We start from the raw sequence: 20,932 nt of genomic DNA on the forward strand, positions 1-20,932 counted from the left end.
CGTTTAACTTGCTTATTGCTGTGATGCCGCTTGGGAAATAAATGCAGCCAATGTTGCTGGCTCTTGTGCACCAGCCACACCCTGATTACCGATCACAAAAGTAGGTACACTTTGGATACCGCGCTGCATCCAAATAGTTTCTTCCTCACGCACTGCTTGCGCGAATTTTTCACTTTTAAGGGTTTGTTCAGCTTCAGACTTATCAAGGCCAACCGTTTGTGCCAACGCTACTAGAACACCTAGATCATTAATGTTTTTACCGTCTGTGAAGTAGGCATTAAATAAGGCCAGCTTCATTTCTTCTTCAAGGCCGTTTTCTGCAGCAAAGTGAATAAGTTGGTGAGCCTTAAACGTGTTCTGCATGCGAGAGTCGTCAGTAAAGTTAAACGAAAAGCCTAATTGCTCGCCCGCTTCTACTAACCGCGCTCTGTTCTGCGCGCTTTGCTGTTCACTAATGCCGTACTTTTCCATTATGTGCTCGCGAAGGTTTTGCCCTTCTTCTGGCATATTGGGGTTTAACTCGAACGGGTGAAACTTAATATCCACTTCAATGTTATCAAGGGTTTTGATGGCTTCTTGCAAACGCTGGTACCCAACAATACACCAAGGGCACACCACATCAGACACCATATTTACCGTTACTCTTTTTCCATTGCGCACATTTTGTGCACCTTGTAAATCTGCTGTCATGAAAGGGCTCACTTTATTGAATTCGAGAATGTGTAAGGGCTTAGATAAGGTTACAAAAAGAAACTTCAACCCCACACTGCGATTATTTCGTCGCAGTTACATCAGTTTCTGCTGTGACTTTTTTTGTCGTGCCCATTGTGGTGCTGTAAAGCGTGGAAAGTTTTTCAAGGGCTGAGTGTGCCCATATTTCATAGCCTTTCGTGGAGGGATGAAAGCCATCTTCTGCCATCAAACCACTTTGCTGAATATCCGTCATAGTTCCGCTCACATTAAGTGCACTAACATATAATATATCTGCGTTAGCCTGGTCTGTTACGCTATCAGCCAAAGCTTGGTTTAGTAGCCACGCGCGGTAACCTAATAGTGCACGCAAAGGTTGCGGAAGCGCAGGAAAGCAATGAATTGGCGGTAGCGCAGTAAACAATATTGTTTCGCACCCAAATTTATCTGACAGTAGCGTACTCATAGCATCGATGTTTTGTCGCCACCGTTTCAACGGTACAAATTTGGTCACGTCGTTAACACCAATAGAGACGAGCACCGACGAAAAGTGCTCGGCAGGCATTTCATGTAAAAGATTGAGCACATCTTCACTTTTAAAACCTGTTTTAGCATTCAACGTCACTCGCGTTGGCCCATGCTTAACAAGGTTTGAGTACAGCAGACCTGTGAGTGCCCCCATTTGCGTCGTTGCACCAACACCAGCGGCGGCAGAATCGCCTATAACCAAAACGTTATTAGTTAGCAGTAATTTACTATCGGCAGAGGTTAATACCCGCTCGCCGTCAGGCTCTGGTAGTACAGCGGTCTTCTTCCTCACCCACAATGCTTGAAGCAAAATGACTGGAAGAAGTAAAACAATTATCAGGTTTAATACCAAAACCTTGAAGTAGATCAAATCAGCCTCCTAAGCAATCCATTAAGCTTTAACCATCGAATTGAATTCGCGCCTAGATATCTACATATAAGTGCAGAGCCAATATGACAATAATTGCCGTACAACAACGTCCTGTATCAATCATTACCAAATATGCGTTGAATGCTCCTCGCTATACCTCTTACCCTACTGCACTTAAATTTGAACCGCTACAAGATGACATACTTCCACAAGCACTTGCAGTGTCAAAAGCGCCGGCAGTAAGTCTCTACGTGCACATTCCATTTTGCAAAACGCTGTGCTACTACTGTGGCTGTAATAAAATGGTGACGCGTCACAATGAAAAAGCGGACGAATATTTAGATTACATAGAAAAAGAAATCCTGTCTAAGCGTTATTTAACTGACGGCAGGCGTGCAGTTTCTCTGCACTTGGGTGGCGGTTCACCCAGTTTTTTGAGCGAGACTCAGCATACTTATTTAATGTACCTGCTTAAGAAACACTTCACCTTTGAAGCAGGTGCTGAACTGTCAATTGAGTTAGATCCCAGAAATATCGATAAACGCTATCTTCAAAACTTAAAACGTCTCGGCTACACACGCATTAGCTTTGGTTTACAAGATACTGATTACAATGTTCAAAAAACCATAAATCGCGTACAAAGCACGTCTCACATTGCCGATTTAGTATTCGAGGCTCGGTCGCTGGGTTTCGACTCAGTCAACTTAGATCTAATTTATGGTTTACCGAATCAGTCAATTGAAACGTTTTCATCAACCATCGCCGCAACAAAAGCCATGATGCCAGATCGTATTTCGCTTTTTAGCTATGCACACCTTCCCGAAAGGTTCGCAGCGCAGCGTAAATTTGCTGAAGAAACACTGCCAAGTAGTGAAGAAAAAGCGGCGCTTTACAAGCTTGCCGTTAACAGCTTTACAAACATAGGTTATGAAATGATTGGTCTTGATCATTTTGCCTTAAGCAAAGACTCACTGGCTATTGCGAAAAATAAAGGCGAGCTTCACCGTAACTTTCAAGGCTATACTTTACGTGGAGACACCGACCTTATAGGGTTCGGAGTATCAGCCATTAGCACGGTAGGTAACGCCTTTGCGCAAAATGCTAAGGAGCTAAAAGAATATTACAGTCGGTTAGACAACCACCTGCCCAATGCAAAGGTTGGGCTGTCATTAAGTGTCGACGACCTTATTCGCAGAGACGTGATTTCTAGCTTAATGTGCAATTTAGCGGTAGACAAGCAAGCAATTGCCGGCAAGCACCACATCATTTTTGATGAATACTTTGCTTCAGCCTTAAACAACCTTGAAGAACTTAAAGAAGACGGGCTTATCGAAACGACATCTCGGTATATTCGAGTGCCAGAGTCTGCTCGCATTTACATTCGGGCTATTTGTGCGCGTTTCGACGCTTATTTGAACGCAAATGAAATACTCAGTAGCTACTCCAAAGCCATTTAAACCTAGGGCAATTTAAACCGCGCAATCACTTGCATCCCTACATCAAGCTTAAGACGCGATAGAGAGATACAGCTAATGCTGGCATAAAGGGTTTGGTTACTGCCTAGTACATCAAGTTTTAACAACACTTTCGCGCTGTTTACGGTCGCTAGCTTTTTAGAAGTTAGCTTTGTATCTGCGAGTTTTGTATCGGCGTTATTTTCAGGCTCGTTCAGGGGACTGAGTGGATTCACCACGGGTTCGATGCTAGATATAACACATGGCAGCGCATTTAAAATACTGATTGTGCTGGCATTGCCAAAGTCAGCAGTATTGGTATCAATGCTTACATCATAGGCTTTAACTGCAAAACGAACAGAAACTTTTTCACCGCTTTGCTGAGGCAAATAGGACACTGATTCTGCAGTGACGAATATCTCTTGCCCCGCTACCTCAACGCGCTCAATTCCGTTTTCCGACTGGCACTGCTCATTGCCTTGTAAGGTTAGAGCATTTTGATCTTGTTGCGTTTGGCTACCGTGTTTGTAGCTGACAACGGCGTTTTGTGACTGGTTGCTGTCGTGTGCGTCGCTTTGCGCAGTAACTTTAAATCCCTCAAGTACGCTAGACGGTGTCGCAAATCCTTCTTTTTCGAATACTTGAGTCAAAACATCGCGCGTTTTTCCACAAAGCTCGGTGCGGCCTTGGTCAATAAAAACCAACTCATCGCTGAACAAGGCAAGGTCATCTAAATCGTGAGAGATTACAAGGCATGTGAGCTTCCCCGACACACACAAATTGTTCAAAAACTGGTAAATTTTGCGACGGGTGAAGATATCAATTGCGCTTAACGATTCATCTAGCAATAACACATCTGGTCCATTGACCAACGCACGCGCAATCGCGACCCGCTGCGCTTCTCCACCAGAAAGCGCCTGAATAGGCTTATCAATTAAATGTTCGCAATAACAGCCGCGCAAACACGCATCGATAGACATTGCATTAGGGCTTGCGTGACGCTGCGCTAGAGCTAAATTACCGCGCACATCGGTATGGGGAAATAGCATGGGCTGCTGAAAAACGATACCGACCTTTTGAGAGGTCCACGGCGTTTGCACTTTTGCGCTTTTTTCTACGCCAGCTAGGGCGCGAAACAAGCTGCTTTTTCCCGCACCTGATGGACCGGTAACCCCAATGAATCGGCTTTGTGGCTGCAATGAGATTTGTGCGTTAATGCGATTAGAAAGTCGCGCAGATATTTGCATGTTAACGCGCCTCATCACTTCGTGCGACACCGTTAAAACGATAGAGCGCCGCGAGCATCACGAATGAAAAAATCAGAAGGGCCAACGCAAGGTTGTGTGCACTGTTATATTCCAACGCTTCTACCTGTTCATATAGCGCGATAGACAGCACCTGAGTTTCTCCAGGAATATTGCCACCTATCATTAATACTACGCCAAACTCGCCTATGGTATGTGCAAAGCTTAAGCCTAATGCCACCACTATGGGCGCTTTGCTTAAAGGCAGCACTATTTTTATAAACGCTTCAAAAGCCGAAAACCCCAGCGTTTTTGCTACATCTAAATAACGGTTATCCAATTGTGAAAAGCCGCTGTACAAAGGCTGCAGAGCAAATGGTAGGGAGTAGATGACAGACCCCAACACCAAACCTTCAAAGCTAAATACTAAATTGCTCCCGGTTAGGCTTTGCCATCCCTGCCCCAACGCACTTTGCGGCGAAAAAGCAATAAGCAAATAAAAACCCAGCACAGTTGGCGGTAACACCAAAGGTAACGCGAGTATCGACATAACCAAAGGCTTAGCTTTGCTCTGCCAGTTCGCTAAAAACCACGCTAGCGGCAATGCGATTAACAACAGCAAACCACTGGTTATAAAGGCCAGCTTTAAGGTAAGTAATATAGCTTCAAGTGTCGATGCCCCGAAGAATTCTGTGAGCATACTTAGTTACCGACGCCTGATGCAATGGTAGGTTCATAGCCCCATTCAATTAAGCTGTGCTGCACCCCTTGCGACATTAAATACTGTACGAACAGGCTGGGTGATGACACTCCATTAGCGTCACTCAAACGAAACGCTCTGGTTGTCTCTTTGTCGCCTTTGAGAACAGGCTCATCAACTGGCGCTGCCGAATTTTTAATTGGAAGTGGTTCGAACAGATTCGGAGATAATGTAGCTACCGTTTTACTATTAACCACCAACGACTGAATGATGGGTTGATACAAGGTTTCAGGTACTGGGACGATAACCGTAACAGCATCGGCGCTTTTGGTATTCACAACACTGTTAAAGTTAGAAGGCAAATTAGAGGATAAGTCTGCGGGCAAATCTAAGGCCAATGAGTACGCAACGAACGCCCCTTTCACGCTGCCGGTGGTATAAAACTGCAAGGTTTGTAGCACGTTTTTACCCATCACTCTGTGAGGTAAAAACTGTTGCCATAAGGATAAGTTTTGCAACGTCTGTTGCGCAGCATCACCATAGGGGGCCAGTTTAGGATTTGCGATAGCTACCTTGTTTTGTGGATTTTCCATTAATTGAACAAGCTGCTTCGACAAGCAATCGGTAAGCTGAACGTTTATTTGTGCAGTGGTGTCTTTCGTAGATGTACGCGCGATTTGATCGCAGCTTCTTCCACTCGATGTCTTACTAGATATTTCACTGAATGCCTCACTTGATAAGTCGCCAGCATAGACAAACGCAAGCTTGCCTTTAGCGTAATCCACCAGATTGCCGTGGTGAACTACGTTGTTATCAACCAACGCTTGCGGCCTAGCGCGATCTGCAGATAGAAAAACGTCGAAGCTAGCACCATGTTGAATTTGCGCATACAAAGTACCGCTAGAAGATATCGTTACTGCGACTTCTATGCCGGTTAGCTCAGTAAACTGCTCGGCAATACTCTTTAGCGGTTTTGCAAAGTTTGCCGCAACGGCTACGTTAATTTTTTCGTCGCGCTTGAATTTTACTGACTGGTTTTGTTTTTCGGCACTAATAACGCTCCCTTCATTTACATTATTATTTGCCGCTTCAAAACTGCTTGCATGTGCCACAGAACTTGAAAAAGCTGTAACGCCTAGGGCTACACTTGCACTTACCAAAATAAGCATGGCCAAGTTAACAAAGCTTGAAAGTCGCATTGCCAAAGAAAAAACCATTACTTTTTATGCATCCACTTGAGTGCCGCTTTATCGTCAGATGCTTTCGCCTCAACCCATTCAGATTTATCGCCCTTAAATTCTTTTTTCCAAAGCGGTACCGACTGTTTAAGCATGTCCATTAAGTAGCAGGCAGCGTCAAACGCCGCTTTACGGTGGGGAGCGGCGGCACCTACCCATACAATTTGTTCGTTGTTGTGTATGCGCCCTACTCTGTGCAGTGCGCCAGCACTGTTAAGTGAAAAGCGTTCGCTCGCTTGTTCAACCAGAAGCATTAACGCTTTTTCAGTCATGCCCGGGTAATGCTCTAATTCGATGCCGTCTATATCGCCAGCGTTATTAAAATCTCGCACTAGCCCAGTAAAAGTAACAATCGCGCCGGTGTTGCCGCAGGCCTTCTCATCTGCCGACTGCTTTAGCCTAGCGTAAAGCTCTCCTTGATCGAAATCTTCAACTTGAACTAGCGCGAACATAGCTAGCCCCCTGTCACAGGTGGAAATAGCGCCAGCTCATCACCGTCGCTAAGTACTGTTTGGAGATCGCAAAGCTCTTGATTACAGGCAGTAAGCACACTGCCCTCTAGGGCTAATGCCCACTTGTCACTACGCGTTTTAAGCTGCGATATCACGGTCTCAATAGTGCTGTTTTCGCTTATATGAAGCGCGATATTGTCCTCTCCCGTAATCTCTCGGGTTTGTGCGAATGTTTTTACCGTTACCTGCATGCTTTGCCTGTTATCTACGTTGTTAAGGTCGCTTTATGCGCGCAAATTAATCTTTCCAAGCCTCTGAAATGGGTTGAGCCTAAAGTGCGTTGCTTTTTGAGCACGTGTACGCTTTATGCACGTCATTTTTTAGCTCACTGGCCTTTGTGAAAACTAGGTGTCGAACTGCCAGTAGCCTGTCTTACCGCCTTTTTTCTCCAGAACCCGTACCCCTTCCATATGCATGCCAGGGTCGATGGCTTTGCACATATCAAACAAGGTTAACAGCGCCACATTTACACCCGTGAGCGCTTCCATTTCAACGCCGGTTTTACCGCTTAGCTTGCAATAGCAGGTGGCTTGAATTCGGTTTTGGTCGGCCTGAATGTCGAAGTTTATATCCACCTTTGACAGTGCCAATGGGTGACAAAGAGGAATAAGATCGGCGCAGCGTTTTGCCCCTTGAATACCCGCTACACGGGCAACTGCAAATACATCACCTTTTGCAATTTTTGATTCAGAGATTTGGCGAATAACGTCTTCGCTTACGTATAAAAAACCTTCTGCTGTGGCTTCTCGCTTGGTAACGTCTTTATCGCTAACGTCGACCATATTGGCTTCGCCGCCAGCGTTTAAATGGCTAAAGGTGCTCATGCTTCCACCAGATGCTTTACGAAATTACACGGTCTAAAGTCGGCATCAAGCTGGCTAGAAATAATTTTTTCCCACGCCGTACGACACGCGCCTGTTGAACCTGGCAGGCAGAAAATAACCGTATTATTAGCAAAGCCCGCTACTGCGCGAGACTGAATGGTTGATGTACCAATCTCTTCATAGCTAATTTGGCGAAATAGCTCGCCAAAGCCGTCGACTTCTTTGTCGAACAATACACTGATGGCCTCTGGCGTTGAGTCCCGGTGGGTGAAACCTGTACCACCGGTAATTAATACGGCGTGAATGTTTTTATCGGCAATCCACTTCGACACCACGGCGCGCTGCTGATAAATATCGTCTTTCACCAAGTCGCGATCATAAAGGTTATGGCCAACCGAGGTAAGCGCCTCTTTCAAGTAGTCTCCCGACTTGTCGTTTTCGAGGGTGCGCGTATCTGAAATAGTGAGTACGGCAATATTAAGGGGTTGGCTGACAACTGACATATGAAATCCTAATTTGATATGCGACATTTTGGCGGTTTTTGATAAAGTACCAGCCAAAATACTAATTGGTAATCACTTTATAAGGGTGCATGCCATGAATTCAACAACTAAGTTGGCATAAACTATGTCTAAAAGCCTAACTAATCAGCAGGCTATGCGCTATAACCGCCATATTGTACTTCCCAAAGTCGACCTAAACGGTCAGGAAGCGTTGTTAAACGCAAATATCTGTATCATTGGCATTGGCGGGCTTGGTACCGCGGCCGCAACTAGTCTGTGTGCCAGCGGCGTAGGCTCGCTTACACTCATCGACCATGACATTGTAGAGACCACCAACCTGCCAAGGCAAACCTTGTTTAGCGAACAAGACGTGGGCACAAGTAAAGTGGAAGCGGCTAAATCGCGGCTTAATGCGATAAATAGCGACTGCGACATTACCGTAATAGCAAAGCCGTTTTCAGCGCCCGGCACTGCTCCACTATCGCCAACAATAAAACAGGCCATAGAACGTGCTGATGTTGTATTAGATTGCACTGACAACGTCGACTCGCGAGATGTAATCAATGAATTGTGTTTCAAACTGAATACACCGCTGGTTTCAGGCGCAGCCATTCGCTTTGAAGGCCAACTTTTTGTAGCAATACCGGGTAAAAGCCGTTGCTATGCGTGCCTGCGAACCTTGTTTGAATCGCCCGATTTAAGCTGCATCGAGGCAGGGATTTTCTCTCCTGTGGTAAACATTGTCGGCACTTACCAAGCTATGTTAGCTATGCAAGTATTAATGGATTTCGATAACATTCCTAAAAACACGTTAATGACGTTTGATGCTTCGTCACACGAGTGGCGAAACTGGAAGTTACCTAAAGGCGTGGATTGCGAGCTATGTGCTTGCTAAGTTTATGTGCATTTGCGGTATGAATTCTAAAAACGTGATTAAAAACAACAGACTAAAACAAAGAACAAGACAGAAAATAGGTTGATTTAAATGACAACCCAAGTAGTGAAAAAACACATGGTAGTGGCGCAAAACGCGTCTGGACGTAACATGAACGTGCCAATTTATCGTATGAAAGGCGCGCGGCCTGGCCCTACTGTGTATATTCAAAGTTCTATTCACGGCGCAGAAGTACAAGGTAACGTGGTTATTTACCATCTTATTCAGCGCTTAAAAGACATGGATATTTGCGGCGAGATTATCTTAGTGCCCAACTGTAATCCCATTGGTACAAACATTAAAGCCGGTGAATACACATTAGGCCGTTTCGACCCTGTGAACGGCACAAACTGGAACCGTGGCTATTTCTTTGACAAAGGTGCAGTTGAGCATTTCGCCAAAACCGTCACCCGCGAAGAGTCTATTGAAGGCATAAAACAACGTTTTCGTGCACACCTGTCTAATGCTATCGACAACAAGTTGGCTGAACCCTGGGGTTTAGGGCTTGCGCAGCAGCTAAATCTAAAGCTACAGCAAATGGCGGTGAACGCCGACTTCGTACTAGATCTACATAACGGCCCAGTATCTACCCGCCACGTTTATGTTCCCGAATACGCCAAAGACAGCGCCAAATTATTTAACATTCCACACTGTATTTTTATTCCGAATGTATTTGCAGGCGCATTAGACGAAGCAACATTTTGCCCGTGGTGGACACTGCAAGAAAGTATAAAAACTAATTTAGAGCGTGAGATCAGCTTTAACGTTGAAGCCTTTACCCTTGAAATGGGTAGCCAAGAAGTTATCGACTTTAATGAAGGCAATATAGACGCCACCAGTATTCTTAGTTACCTAAACGCAAAAGGCGTATTGCACGAGTGCGATATTAAACCGACAGAAATGAAGCGTTTAGGCGTGTATTTAAAAGACTATAAAACCCTGTTTACTAACTGGGGCGGCATGGTGGAGTACATGGCGAAACCAGGCCAAACGGTGAAAAAAGGCGAACCACTGGCGCAAATTTTAAATATTGACGATCTGGATACCGAGAGCGGCAGCAGGACCTTAGAAGCGCCCTGCGATTTGATCCCTATTCTGCACTTCCCGTCGGCTTCGGTGTTAAGTGGTACACAGTTGTACAAAGTGTTTACGAATTATAAGGAGTTGTAGATTTTTGTACGCAAGTTGATGGAGTAAAACTTTATTACAACATGGTTGATTAGGGTACGTAGGAACGTCTCACGCAAGTCACTGGTTTATTCTTTGAATTACTTCCTGCCGTTCAATTTATTGTATTGAACGGCAGAAGAGTACCTTAAGCGGCCCATCGCTCAAAGCAGCTGCGCGGTATGCGTCGGCTGGCTTTTTTTGTTAGCCGAGCATTAATAGGGCGGTATAGAGTATGTACCCACAGCATGTGCTACCAAATCCCTCACCCCGTCAGAGTACAGAGAAACCTCCCCAACCACGAGAGTACGGCCGACTTTTATCAGAGAACATTCCGCAATGATTCGCTCATTTGCCGATGGCTTACGTAAGAAGTTGATGTTAAGGCTAGTTGTTACTGCCAATGGCACGATGCCAATTTTACCAAGTATCGCCACATAAAGTGCCACATCAGCCACACTCATTAAGACAGGCCCCGAAACCGTTCCGCCAGGACGTAATTCATCCTGACCTACATGATGAGATACAGTCGCTCTACCGTTGCTCACTGCTTCCACAACGCATTTGCTTTGTGGAAACTCCGAATTCATGAAAGCGATAACTTCTTCTTTTGTAGCTGTCATTGAGACTCCTTAAATATTTATTCACGTTTATAGGTACTTGGTGAAGCGTTGCTCCAAGACTTCTATACCCCATTGTAAGCCTAGTTTCTCTTCCACCAATTCAGAGCCCTGACTTTCGTACAGAAGCTAGAATTTTACCGTCCCGTTTGATCGTCCAAATCTCATTGCTTGGGTTATCTAGCCTTCCAATAAATTCCGCCATGCTACTCGCCACTGAACACGCAAATTCCCAACCAATATCAGCCACTGACTGAGTTGAGAGACTAGCGGAAGCTACGAACTGTTAATCAAGTTCGACCACTATTTTACCAATCTGCTGATTGGACTCCAGATAGTGATGCGCTGCTACTATCTCTTCAAATTTAAAGCTTCGATCAATGACAGGCTTGAGTGTTCCCTCGGATAAACCCGAGTGGATAAATTGCTTTGCTCTGCGAAAACGCTCGATGTCTTTTATAACTTCAGTAAACACATACCCCCTAACTGTCAGACTTTTACGAAGTGCTATTTTTAAGGGAAAAGGAGTGACTTCGGGACTTAATGCTCCGTGTGCTATTATTGTTCCTTCAGGGCTCATTGCTTCAGCAATTTCTGCTATCTGCGGCCCACCGACAGCATCAAATGCGATTTTTAAATTGTTTTCTCCCAAGATACTTCTCAAACTATCCAGCAGCGGTTCTTCTTGGGTTGCAATCACATGGGCCGCGCCAGCCTTGAGCACAGCAGCCTTTTTAGCTCCTGTTAAAGTTGTAGCGATAGGGATGCCCCCCAGAGCATTCACAATTTGAATCGCAGCCAATCCAACACTGCTCGATGCGGCGGTTATCAGTACTGCATCGCCTTTTTGCACGTTAGCAATTTCGACCAAAGCGCCATAAGCTGTCAGGTACTGCATCCAAGCTGCTGCGCCTTCAGCAAAGGTTAGCCCTGCTGGTTTGAGTGCCACATATTCACTTGGTACGACAATCTCTTCTGCGTAGCAGCCGTTCTGAGAAAGCCCCATCTGAGGGACAATACAAACCTCGTCCCCAAGGCGTAAATGATTTACCTCTTCCCCGACTTCAATGACTATCCCGGATGCTTCATAGCCGATTCGCGAAGGGAAGTCAGCCTTTTCTATATAGCTGCCTCGCCTAAACATGGCATCAGCACGATTGAGCCCAACAACCTTGACCGCAATACGTACATCAGTGGCCTGCAAACTTGGACTCGCGAGCGAGTCAATAGTTAATACCTCGGGGCCACCTAATTCATGGAAACGAACAGTTCGAATTAGTTTTCTTGGGCTCATATGCATCCTCAACAATGACTTTTTAAGTAATTACAACAATGACTTTTTAAGCAATTACATCAATAACTACTTTACCCATGGACCCCAACTCTACGGCATTATGTGCATCCATTGCCGTGTCTAGGGAAAAGCGTAACGGATCGAGTAGTGGCTTAATTTGTCCAGCTTCAACAAGCGCCGTAATTTGCCGCAGAATGTCACCATGATGTTTGCGCCCCTCTCCGCTGAGCTGTGGGTGTAACACAAAAATCGCTGACAATGTTGCAGAGCGTAATGACGACGGTGCCAGGTTATGTGAGCCGAATGCAGCACAGCTTAAAATATGTCCATAATGTGCAATGATACCCAATGAGGCATCGAGTACAGAGCCACCGACAGTGTCGTAAACGATATCGAACCCTTTGCCTTGGGTGTATGCGTCCACGTAGTCGGCAGGGCTTACAGTGTGATAATCAATCGGCGTGGCACCAAGCGCCTTGAGCAGTTCTTGTTTTCCAGTCGATGCAGTGGCATAAACGTCGGCACCTAAGGCCTTAGCAATTTGCACAGCTAAATGCCCAACTCCGCCAGCTCCACCTTGGATAAGGACTTTCTGGCCCGCTTTAACATTCGCCTTGTCAACCAAACCTTCCCAAGCGGTAAGTGCAACCAGAGGTAAAGCCGCAGCTTCACGCATGGACAAATTTTTCGGTTTGAGAGCAAGTAACTCAGCATCTACGTTGGCATATTCAGCTAATGATCCTTGCAATCCTCGCACTCCGCCAGTCAGACCATAAACTGCATCGCCTACTGCAAAGCCGGTGACGCCGTCGCCGATCGCAACAATTTCTCCAGCTAAATCGGTGCCAAGTACTGCGGGTAATTCCGGCATGGCATAAGGAGCGACACCTTGGCGGATCTTGTAATCAATAGGATTGACTCCACTTGCAAATATTTTTACTTGCACCTGACCTGCTGATGGAGAGGGTAAGTTAATCAGGGCATCCCGGAATACTGTACCTTCTTCATAGCTATCTAATACCAAAGCACGCATTTGTCTGTTTAACGCTGTCATCAATAACCTCACATACTGAATATTCAGCGGGTGGTTAAATCACCCGCTGGTTAATAGATCTTTTATTAAACGAATTAAAATTCTTGAACAGTTGGGCGCAGAACAATCTCGTTGATATCCACATCCGCAGGCTGCTCAATTGCGTATGCGATAGCACGAGCAACAGATTCAGATGGAATTTCATTTTGCTGATAAAAATCTTTTACAAAGGCTGCACCCTGAGTATCTGAACTTCCATGTTTTAATTCAGATTCGACTGCACCTGGTGAAATGATTGTTGAACGAATGTTACCCCCAACTTCATGGCGTAAGCCTTCGGCAATAGCGCGAACAGCGAATTTGGTTCCGCTATAAACCGTGCCGCCGGGACTGAATACTTTGATACCCGCTACGGAAGAAATATTGATAAAGTGGCCTGTTCCCTGAGCCTGAAAGATCGGAAGCGCTGCGGCTACTCCATACAGCAGACCTTTAACGTTGATGTCAATCATGCGATCCCATTCGTCAACTCGAGTCTCAGCTAACGGTGCAATCGCCATTAATCCTGCATTATTGATAACCACATCAACTTTACCGAAGCGCTCTTGTGCAAGGTTTACAAGGGCCTTCACTTCTTCCTGGCTAGTCACATCTGTCGCTTGAACCGCAACTTTTCCGCCTGCTGAGCGAATGTCAGCAGCAATAGCTTCAAGCTTCTCGATACGTCGGGCACCTAAAACAACAGATGCGCCAAGACTGGCTAGATGTCTTGCCGTGGTCTCGCCCAAACCGCTGCTACCACCAGTGATGACAACGACCTTACCACTGATGTTGTTTGCTAAAACACTACTCATAGTTAATATCCTCAAATCAGTTGAATGAATGACTCTGTCTAAATAACATGCAAATTATCCCTTACTTTCAAAAACCAATAAATGGAAAAGTTTTAATTTCACAATTCCATAATTTGGAATAATATTAGTGTATTCATATCAAACCTGAATGTGACTGTGATGCTTAACAGATTGGAAATGCTCCGGATATTTTGTACTGCTGCTGAGTCTAGCAGCTTTAAAGAAGCGGCTAACCGTCTGGGAATTTCTCCTCAGGCAGTGACACGAGCAGTGAAGGAATTAGAGCAATTGAAAGGGGAGCTTTTATTTCATCGAAATACTCGACACATACAAGTGACCCTAGTTGGAGAAAAATTTGCTTTGATAGCAAAAGAACGCCTGCGCGCTGTAGATGAATTGTTTCAAACAAGCGCCCCTAACTCGGGTAATGAATTACAAGGGCGGGTTCGTATCGCAGCGCCTGTTGGTTTTGGTCATAAATGCTTAATGCCAGCATTAATGGAACTCTCAACAGTACATCCTCAACTTGATATAGACCTGACACTCAGTGACGAGCGCGTGGATGTAGTTGACGAAAAAATAGATATTGGGATTCGTATCGGCTTCATGAGGGATAGTCGATTTATTGCCCGCCAGCTCGCCAAAATTAATATGTATGTCGTGGCTTCGCCTGAGTTAATAAATAGAGTGGGAACGCCTGCGTCTACTGACGATCTAAACCACTTGCCGGTTACAGGGTTAGTAGATCGCAATACGGGAAAGCTTTGGCCATGGGTTTTTTCGATGGACAGACAGTGGACGCCATCCATAACACGTTTTCGAAGTGCCGACGCCGAAGCTGAATTAATGGCTATACAAAATGGACTGGGGTTTGCTCAAACTCCTGACTTTTTGGTCCAAGATTTATTACGCCAAGAGAAACTTGTGAGAGTGTTAGAAGAGGTCGAGCCTGTGCCTTGGGATTTATATATTTATCGCCCTCAACGTGGTCCAGTACCACAACGTATTCGATTGGTTTTTGATCACTTGGTGTCAAGATTGAGTGTCCGCTAATGGTCAAAAGCCGAAAGTAACGAACAAAAGCTTCTGTATTTACCAAATGTACTTAAGATTAATCAACGCTAATCTAGTAAAAAGCGCCTAAGATCTTGTTCTTGCCGCATTACATGCAGAATAAATGCTTTGTTGTCCTCAAATTTATAAAAAATTTGACAGGGCTTCACATAAAGCTCGCGGTAATTTAGAGATGGTAATTCAGAGACTGACTTTCCTGATTTAGGATATTCCTGAAGTATGTCTACTTTGGCGAAGACTTCTTTAACCAGTTTCTTTGCCGCAACTAAATTAGATACCGCTATGTATTCAGCAATACTGTCCAAGTCATTTAGAGCAGGTTCTGTCCATACTATTTCAGCCATTTATCCATTTTCTCTTTGGCCTGCAGGTTAGTTAAAACGTCATCATTTCTTATTGCCTGCTCACCTTTTGCAATACCTTCCAGAATCGACATGCGCTTTTGCATCATCTCATAATCATCAACATCAACTAAGTAAGCCGATGGCTGACCATGTTCAGTAATCAAAACAGGCTCTTTTGAAGAGTGCAGGTCTTGCAAAATTTTTGTGGCTTGTCTCTTCAATGTAGTAACTAATTCTACTTTCACGATGCAGGTTCCAGCTTTCAAATGTACCACTATAGTATCACTTAACGATAACCACACAAGATTTCATTCACTCAGAGCAGAGTTACAAGGTACCTAACCACACCCTACTTCACCCAAACTAACGCGATATTTAAACTCACCACGCTGATTAAATACGTCAAAACCATTATCAGAAGCTTTAAGCTCTAGCTCCCATACCCAATTTATTTTTTCAATAAATGTTAGTTCATAACGGTTTAAAGGAAGTGGGCATTTTAAATAAAAATAATGGTAGGCCGTCCCCATGGCACCTGGATCTGCGGTAAACACATAAATAGCGTTATTTTCTATTGCAAATTCTTTATGAAAGTAGTCTCGGTTAGTTCCTAGTGTTGCATCAATCAGTACACCTATTAGACCTATCGCAATCTGAATGAGCGCCACTATTGCTAAAACACTGCTCAAAACAATAGATATCCATTTACTTTTAAAAAGATGCCTAAATGTACCTTGCTGCGTAAAAAGCAGGTACCCCCCTGCGCAAAGCGCTATAAGCTTAACTAAGGCTAACGCGTCGCCGACCTGTGACATAAACTTGGGGGAATGGTAGTTTAAGCCCCACAGCACACCACCATGCAGACTTTCCACTAAGGGAACTAATATTAGAATTAACACAGCGAGTAACGGAGTGATCAAGGCCGCAAAAGTTCTTTGCGGCACTTGCTGGTTACTCGGGCTATGATTTTGCTCTAATTGCGTTGTACCTAACATTTATTATCAACTTCCTTAAATCGGCGAACCTGGCGGTAGCGGCTCTACTTCAAAGGTACTTGGCCATGCCTTACTAGCCCAATAAGTATCGAACTGTTCTTTCAGTATTTCATACTGATTGTCGTCTGCTTTGTCGTCTAACCATTCGCTAAATTCAAGCAGGGCAAGTTCGGCCTCCATTCTTACTTCAGGCGCTAGCTTTTCATTAGTAACCGCCTGCATAACAGCGTTCAACGCCACTAACTGTAAGCGTTTTGCTAATGGGCTTTGTGACTTATTTTTATACCAGTGAACGTTAAGTATTTGCTTCACCAGCATAGAAACGCCTACTTTTTTACGTCTGTCATTAGTACTTCTTGTTTGCCACTCTAAGCGGTTTAAGCGCTCTGGGTGCAATAGTAATTCAAACGCAAAGTTAGATGCTGAAGCAGCGGCAGAAACAGGGTCTAACATTAACCCCATTTTGCCATTAAAGTGCTCGCGAGTAATATCGTCGCCATACGCTGTCGGTGGAATAAGGGCGAGTACCGATTCAGGTATCGTCAGGTAATCAGCGGTAGTGGCCGTAATTAACTTCTGCATAGCGCGCTGCTGCACCGCGGGTGCTACAAACTGCTGGCCCTGTGCTTTGGTATAGTCACCTTTGCGCTCGTATTCATACACTAAGCCGCCGACTTGCTTTGCAACGGCTTCTAGCTGATAGCGATGTAGCAAGTATATGGGAACTAAAGCATTTTCAAGAGAGGATAAACTGCTATTTGGGCTTAAGGTGTCTAAACCTAAATTGGCTAACGCCAGTTCGCGTACTTGTGAAATTTCATCGAAAGCATCTAGCGGATTGCTACCGTTTTCCCACATATGGCCGTTTGCCGATGCATGGCGACTACTGCGGGTATCGGGGTCTGACTTAAAACTTAAACCCTCATTACGGCCTTTTACGATAATTTTTGCCAAGGCTTCCGTTGCCTCTACGTCGCTTGCAAAATCTTGATAGCCATACGCGACGGCGTGAATATCCCATGCGCCTATGCCTTTATCATACGCGCCTTCCAAGCTAATTTTGCCGTTTTTAATACTAATTTTGGGGTGAGGATAATCCATTACCGACGCACGGTTATTTTCACTTGCCGCAAAGTTGTGGGCTATACCCAATGTGTGCCCTACTTCGTGGGCTGAAAGCTGCCTAATGCGGTCTAAAGCCATTTCTTGCTGTGCAGTGGTGTCGGTGCTGCCGTCCTTAAAAGGACTGGTTAGGCCAAGGGCAATTAAATAATCTTGTCTTACACGCAATGAGCCGAGCGTAACGTGACCTTTGATAATTTCACCAGTGCGCGGGTCGACAACCGACGAACCATAAGACCAACCGCGCGTTGCGCGATGTACCCAGTTGATTACGTTATAGCGCACGTCCATTGGGTCGGCACCTTTGGGCAATACTTTCACCTGAAACGCATCTTTGTAGCCTGCGGCTTCATAGGCTTGATTCCACCAGCTCGCCCCTTCTTTAAGCGCGGTCATTACGGGTTCTGGAATACCAGGATCTAGGTAATACACAATAGGCTCGACTGCTTCGCTCATTGCAGCATGCGGGGTTTTCTTGTTTAAACGATGGCGGGTAATAAAACGCTGTTCAGTAGGCTCGCTGATAGGCGTTGAATAATCAAAGTAACTGAATTTCCAGTAGCCCGAGTACGGGTGGTACTCTCTGGGCGTGTAATTATCGTCAGGCAGAGCCACAAACGAATGATGCAAGTGCACCGACAAGCTTTCTGGGTCGGGCGTAACTTGCTGCACGTATTCGCCTGGCTTCTTACCTGCAAAGGTGACTAAAGCCTCTAATTCAGTATTTTTTTCAAAGCCTTTGGTTTTAGGTAAATACACGCCGCTTCGCATGTTATCTACGCTAAAACTGCCTTGGTTAGTTCCCGCTAAGCGATTGCCAATGCCATGGATATCGCTTAATAAGAACGGTGTGTAATCTATTAGACTGGCGCTGTCGTTTTTGGCTACCAGCGTAAAACCTGCGATAACCGAATCAGCAAAGGCTTCATCAATGCTCTGTTTCTCAGCGTCGCTGCCATGGGCTGCTCGGTATTTGGTGTTGTGCTGCTTTAATAAAACCTTGTTTCCAAATTTTTCAAAGCTTACTAAACGCGTATTGCCTAGCTGGCCGCGATCAAGGCCAATGTCGTTAGACCCTACACCGTACGGCAAGCTACTTTGAAACAGGTATTCGGCGTGGTCTGTTGGCACCGCCAAGTAAACTTTGTCACTTTCATCGTCATAGTAAACAGGAATTAAACCATCTTTTTTGGTCATATTGCTGGTGAATTCACCAATGCTTGGCAGCGCAGCCAATGCGGAAGACGTAGACACGACAAATAATACCGTAATCGCAATGGCCGATTTACCCGATGCTTTTACATGTCGCGCCGCTTTGTGAAAAATGTTCAATTGCAGCATGCAGTTAGTCCTTATTATTGTGAATTTCTAGCCTACCCTATGTGGTGGCTTTTGCCCATGGCAGTTCATCGTTTATATGCGCTCTTTTTGCATGTTATTTAGCTGTGAACAGGCTTGGTTTTTCCTACCGAAGGTAATGCACTAAAAACGCAACTATATGGAAGAGAACAGCTGGCATTGCCCCTGCTCAATTGCCGTTTAAACATTCAAAAACATGAGCGACAACAAATTATTTGATCTTGGTCAACACCAAGCTTTGTTTGAGTTGTAGAGGTATTTTACGGCTTATAAAATCCGCCGCCTTGTTTAAAGCGTCTAGTAGCGGTTTTTATCTATGACTTCAAAATTATCACCTAATCGCAGCTCTTCTAACCTACGTGAAGACTCAGTTTCAACATTGCCAAACCAAACGTTAATCGCGCCAGAGTTGCTTGCACCTGCGGGTAGCTTACGCAACATGCGCTACGCTTTCGCCTATGGCGCTGATGCTGTTTATGCTGGGCAGCCACGCTACTCGCTTCGCGTAAGAAACAACGAATTCAGCCTTGAGAACTTAGCGATAGGCATAGAAGAAGCACATGCTTTAGGTAAAAAGTTCTATGTAGTAAGCAACATTGCTCCGCACAACAGTAAGCTAGATACCTACCTTAAAGATATTTCACCAGTAATTGCTATGAAGCCCAATGCGTTAATTATGTCAGACCCAGGGCTTATTATGATGGTGCGCGACGCCTTCCCTGAAATGCCTATTCATTTAAGTGTACAGGCTAATGCGGTGAACTACGCCACGGTGAAGTTTTGGCAGAAACAAGGCATAGAGCGCGTTATTTTGTCCCGAGAGCTCTCTTTGGAAGAAATTGAAACTATTCGCGAGCATGTTCCAGACATGGAGTTGGAAGTGTTTGTGCATGGCGCGCTTTGTATGGCGTATTCGGGGCGCTGCTTATTGTCTGGATATATGAATAAACGCGATCCGAATCAGGGCACTTGTACCAATGCTTGTCGATGGTCTTACGATGTTAAGGCAGGCGAGGAAAACGAAACTGGCGACATCGTTCTAACCAGTGAGATTAATAAGGCAGTTACAGCACCTCAAGTGGTAATTCCTACCCTTGGTGAAGGCACGCCAAGCCCCAAAGTGTTTATGTTAGAAGAAAAGGAAAAGCCTGGAGAACTGATGCCAGCTTTTGAAGACGAACATGGCACCTATATTATGAATTCTAAAGATTTGCGTGCCGTGCAACATGTTGGCAGGTTAACCCAAATGGGCGTGCATAGTTTAAAAATAGAAGGCCGCACTAAATCACATTACTACTGTGCCCGAACCGCTCAAGTCTATAGAAAAGCAATTGACGACGCGGTAGCAGGAAAGCCTTTTGATAGTACATTAATGGGAAGCTTGGAAACTTTAGCTCATCGAGGTTATACCGAGGGTTTCTTGCGTCGCCATGCGCACCACGCGTATCAGAACTATGAGTATGGCCACTCAGTCAGCGATAAACAGCAATTTGTTGGTGAAGTGATTGATCGTTGTGAAGAGTCTGGCTATGCAATTATAAACGTTAAAAACAAATTCTGTGTAGGTGACTCGCTTGAGTTGATGACGCCAAGCGGCAACATTACCTTTACTCTAAATGAGATGCTGGATAAGAGAAACCATTCTATTACGGATGCTAAGGGTTCAGGACACCAAGTAAGAATACCGATACCCAGCGATGTGTCTCTAAACTTTGCCCTACTGCTGCGAAATTTAGATGAAGGCGTTGATACCCGCAATCCGTTTCGAAAAGCTCCTAGTGCAGTAACACCCGAAAACGCGAGCGAGGCATAATGCATGGCACTGCTTATTCTTGATAGCTGCATTAACTGCGACATGTGCGAACCCGAATGCCCTAATGCCGCTATAAGCATGGGTAATAAAGTGTATGAAATAGACCCGTTACGCTGTACAGAATGCGTGGGGCATTACGATGCCCCTACTTGCGTAGCGGTATGCCCTATCGATGTGGTTAAGCCCGACCCGAACAATAGAGAGTCACTAGACGAGCTGGCCGAAAAGTTTGTTCGTTTAAATAGTTAGCTATGAAGTAA

General features: G+C 45.0%; 23 protein-coding genes. 6 read left to right on the forward strand and 17 right to left on the reverse strand.

Going from position 1 to position 20,932, the window contains the following annotated elements:
• Window positions 1–12: 12 nt before the first annotated feature.
• Entirely contained in the window at window positions 13–690 is a 678-nt protein-coding gene (locus ACFI6J_RS07055) for a DsbA family oxidoreductase (protein WP_462585931.1), read from the reverse strand.
• 82 nt (window positions 691–772) lie between these two features.
• On the reverse strand, window positions 773–1,588 hold the full coding sequence (locus tag ACFI6J_RS07060) for an SGNH/GDSL hydrolase family protein (protein ID WP_462585933.1): 816 nt from the start codon (window positions 1,586–1,588) through the stop codon (window positions 773–775).
• Between the two features lie 83 nt (window positions 1,589–1,671).
• On the opposite strand from ACFI6J_RS07060, the gene hemN reads away from it, so the two are divergent.
• Window positions 1,672–3,045, forward strand: a complete 1,374-nt coding sequence (gene hemN, locus ACFI6J_RS07065; RefSeq protein ID WP_462585934.1) for an oxygen-independent coproporphyrinogen III oxidase — start codon at window positions 1,672–1,674, stop codon at window positions 3,043–3,045.
• Between the two features lie 2 nt (window positions 3,046–3,047).
• Here hemN and ACFI6J_RS07070 read toward each other — a convergent pair whose 3' ends face one another.
• From ACFI6J_RS07070 to moaB, 7 genes are all read right to left on the reverse strand, one after another.
• Entirely contained in the window at window positions 3,048–4,289 is a 1,242-nt protein-coding gene (locus tag ACFI6J_RS07070; RefSeq protein ID WP_252118572.1) for an ATP-binding cassette domain-containing protein, read from the reverse strand.
• A 1-nt stretch (window position 4,290) separates the two neighbouring features.
• Window positions 4,291–4,986 carry a molybdate ABC transporter permease subunit gene (gene modB / locus ACFI6J_RS07075; protein WP_039225451.1) on the reverse strand — a complete coding sequence of 232 codons (696 nt, stop codon included), beginning with the start codon at window positions 4,984–4,986 and terminating at the stop codon, window positions 4,291–4,293.
• A gap of 2 nt (window positions 4,987–4,988) precedes the next feature.
• Window positions 4,989–6,185 carry a molybdate ABC transporter substrate-binding protein gene (gene modA / locus ACFI6J_RS07080; protein ID WP_462585947.1) on the reverse strand — a complete coding sequence of 399 codons (1,197 nt, stop codon included), beginning with the start codon at window positions 6,183–6,185 and terminating at the stop codon, window positions 4,989–4,991.
• Window positions 6,186–6,202: 17 nt separating this feature from the next.
• Window positions 6,203–6,676, reverse strand: a complete 474-nt coding sequence (locus tag ACFI6J_RS07085) for a molybdenum cofactor biosynthesis protein MoaE (protein WP_269351391.1) — start codon at window positions 6,674–6,676, stop codon at window positions 6,203–6,205.
• 2 nt (window positions 6,677–6,678) lie between these two features.
• Window positions 6,679–6,927, reverse strand: coding sequence for a MoaD/ThiS family protein (locus ACFI6J_RS07090; protein ID WP_014949773.1), 249 nt, complete (start codon window positions 6,925–6,927; stop codon window positions 6,679–6,681).
• Between the two features lie 153 nt (window positions 6,928–7,080).
• Window positions 7,081–7,560 (reverse strand): cyclic pyranopterin monophosphate synthase MoaC, encoded by a 480-nt coding sequence (moaC, locus tag ACFI6J_RS07095; RefSeq protein WP_269351392.1) that lies wholly within the window; start codon window positions 7,558–7,560, stop codon window positions 7,081–7,083.
• Window positions 7,557–8,063, reverse strand: coding sequence for a molybdenum cofactor biosynthesis protein B (gene moaB, locus ACFI6J_RS07100; protein ID WP_014949775.1), 507 nt, complete (start codon window positions 8,061–8,063; stop codon window positions 7,557–7,559). The genes moaC and moaB overlap by 4 nt, the downstream gene beginning before the upstream one ends.
• A gap of 124 nt (window positions 8,064–8,187) precedes the next feature.
• Between moaB and ACFI6J_RS07105 the strand changes: the two genes are divergently transcribed.
• Window positions 8,188–8,958: a HesA/MoeB/ThiF family protein gene (locus ACFI6J_RS07105; RefSeq protein ID WP_462585938.1), complete on the forward strand. Its 771-nt coding sequence runs from the start codon at window positions 8,188–8,190 to the stop codon at window positions 8,956–8,958.
• Window positions 8,959–9,048: 90 nt separating this feature from the next.
• Window positions 9,049–10,167, forward strand: coding sequence for a M14 family metallopeptidase (locus ACFI6J_RS07110; RefSeq protein ID WP_462585940.1), 1,119 nt, complete (start codon window positions 9,049–9,051; stop codon window positions 10,165–10,167).
• Between the two features lie 212 nt (window positions 10,168–10,379).
• Here the strand turns inward: ACFI6J_RS07110 and ACFI6J_RS07115 are convergent, their stop codons facing one another.
• From ACFI6J_RS07115 to ACFI6J_RS07130, 4 genes are all read right to left on the reverse strand, one after another.
• Window positions 10,380–10,787 (reverse strand): PaaI family thioesterase, encoded by a 408-nt coding sequence (locus tag ACFI6J_RS07115; protein WP_338851541.1) that lies wholly within the window; start codon window positions 10,785–10,787, stop codon window positions 10,380–10,382.
• A gap of 283 nt (window positions 10,788–11,070) precedes the next feature.
• Entirely contained in the window at window positions 11,071–12,078 is a 1,008-nt protein-coding gene (locus ACFI6J_RS07120) for a zinc-dependent alcohol dehydrogenase family protein (protein WP_281715688.1), read from the reverse strand.
• Window positions 12,079–12,124: 46 nt separating this feature from the next.
• Window positions 12,125–13,132, reverse strand: a complete 1,008-nt coding sequence (locus tag ACFI6J_RS07125) for a zinc-dependent alcohol dehydrogenase family protein (protein WP_338851543.1) — start codon at window positions 13,130–13,132, stop codon at window positions 12,125–12,127.
• A gap of 74 nt (window positions 13,133–13,206) precedes the next feature.
• On the reverse strand, window positions 13,207–13,965 hold the full coding sequence (locus ACFI6J_RS07130) for an SDR family oxidoreductase (RefSeq protein WP_338851544.1): 759 nt from the start codon (window positions 13,963–13,965) through the stop codon (window positions 13,207–13,209).
• 159 nt (window positions 13,966–14,124) lie between these two features.
• Between ACFI6J_RS07130 and ACFI6J_RS07135 the strand changes: the two genes are divergently transcribed.
• Window positions 14,125–15,018 carry a LysR family transcriptional regulator gene (locus tag ACFI6J_RS07135; RefSeq protein WP_338851546.1) on the forward strand — a complete coding sequence of 298 codons (894 nt, stop codon included), beginning with the start codon at window positions 14,125–14,127 and terminating at the stop codon, window positions 15,016–15,018.
• Window positions 15,019–15,086: 68 nt separating this feature from the next.
• Here the strand turns inward: ACFI6J_RS07135 and ACFI6J_RS07140 are convergent, their stop codons facing one another.
• From ACFI6J_RS07140 to ACFI6J_RS07155, 4 genes are all read right to left on the reverse strand, one after another.
• Window positions 15,087–15,383 (reverse strand): type II toxin-antitoxin system RelE/ParE family toxin, encoded by a 297-nt coding sequence (locus tag ACFI6J_RS07140; RefSeq protein WP_338851547.1) that lies wholly within the window; start codon window positions 15,381–15,383, stop codon window positions 15,087–15,089.
• A complete protein-coding gene (locus tag ACFI6J_RS07145; protein WP_214994063.1) occupies window positions 15,371–15,628 on the reverse strand; it encodes a type II toxin-antitoxin system Phd/YefM family antitoxin in 258 nt (85 codons plus the stop codon). The genes ACFI6J_RS07140 and ACFI6J_RS07145 overlap by 13 nt, the downstream gene beginning before the upstream one ends.
• 93 nt (window positions 15,629–15,721) lie before the next feature.
• On the reverse strand, window positions 15,722–16,378 hold the full coding sequence (locus ACFI6J_RS07150; protein ID WP_338851549.1) for a hypothetical protein: 657 nt from the start codon (window positions 16,376–16,378) through the stop codon (window positions 15,722–15,724).
• A gap of 15 nt (window positions 16,379–16,393) precedes the next feature.
• Window positions 16,394–18,841, reverse strand: a complete 2,448-nt coding sequence (locus ACFI6J_RS07155; protein ID WP_338851550.1) for a zinc-dependent metalloprotease — start codon at window positions 18,839–18,841, stop codon at window positions 16,394–16,396.
• Between the two features lie 457 nt (window positions 18,842–19,298).
• Here ACFI6J_RS07155 and trhP point away from each other — a divergent pair, with 457 nt between their 5' ends.
• The gene (trhP, locus tag ACFI6J_RS07160; protein WP_239246507.1) at window positions 19,299–20,672 is read left to right on the forward strand and encodes a prephenate-dependent tRNA uridine(34) hydroxylase TrhP; all 1,374 of its coding nucleotides are present in this window, start codon (window positions 19,299–19,301) and stop codon (window positions 20,670–20,672) included.
• A gap of 3 nt (window positions 20,673–20,675) precedes the next feature.
• Window positions 20,676–20,921, forward strand: coding sequence for a YfhL family 4Fe-4S dicluster ferredoxin (locus ACFI6J_RS07165; protein ID WP_014976780.1), 246 nt, complete (start codon window positions 20,676–20,678; stop codon window positions 20,919–20,921).
• Window positions 20,922–20,932: the final 11 nt, after the last annotated feature.

The organism is Alteromonas sp. G4i13, from assembly GCF_054960505.1.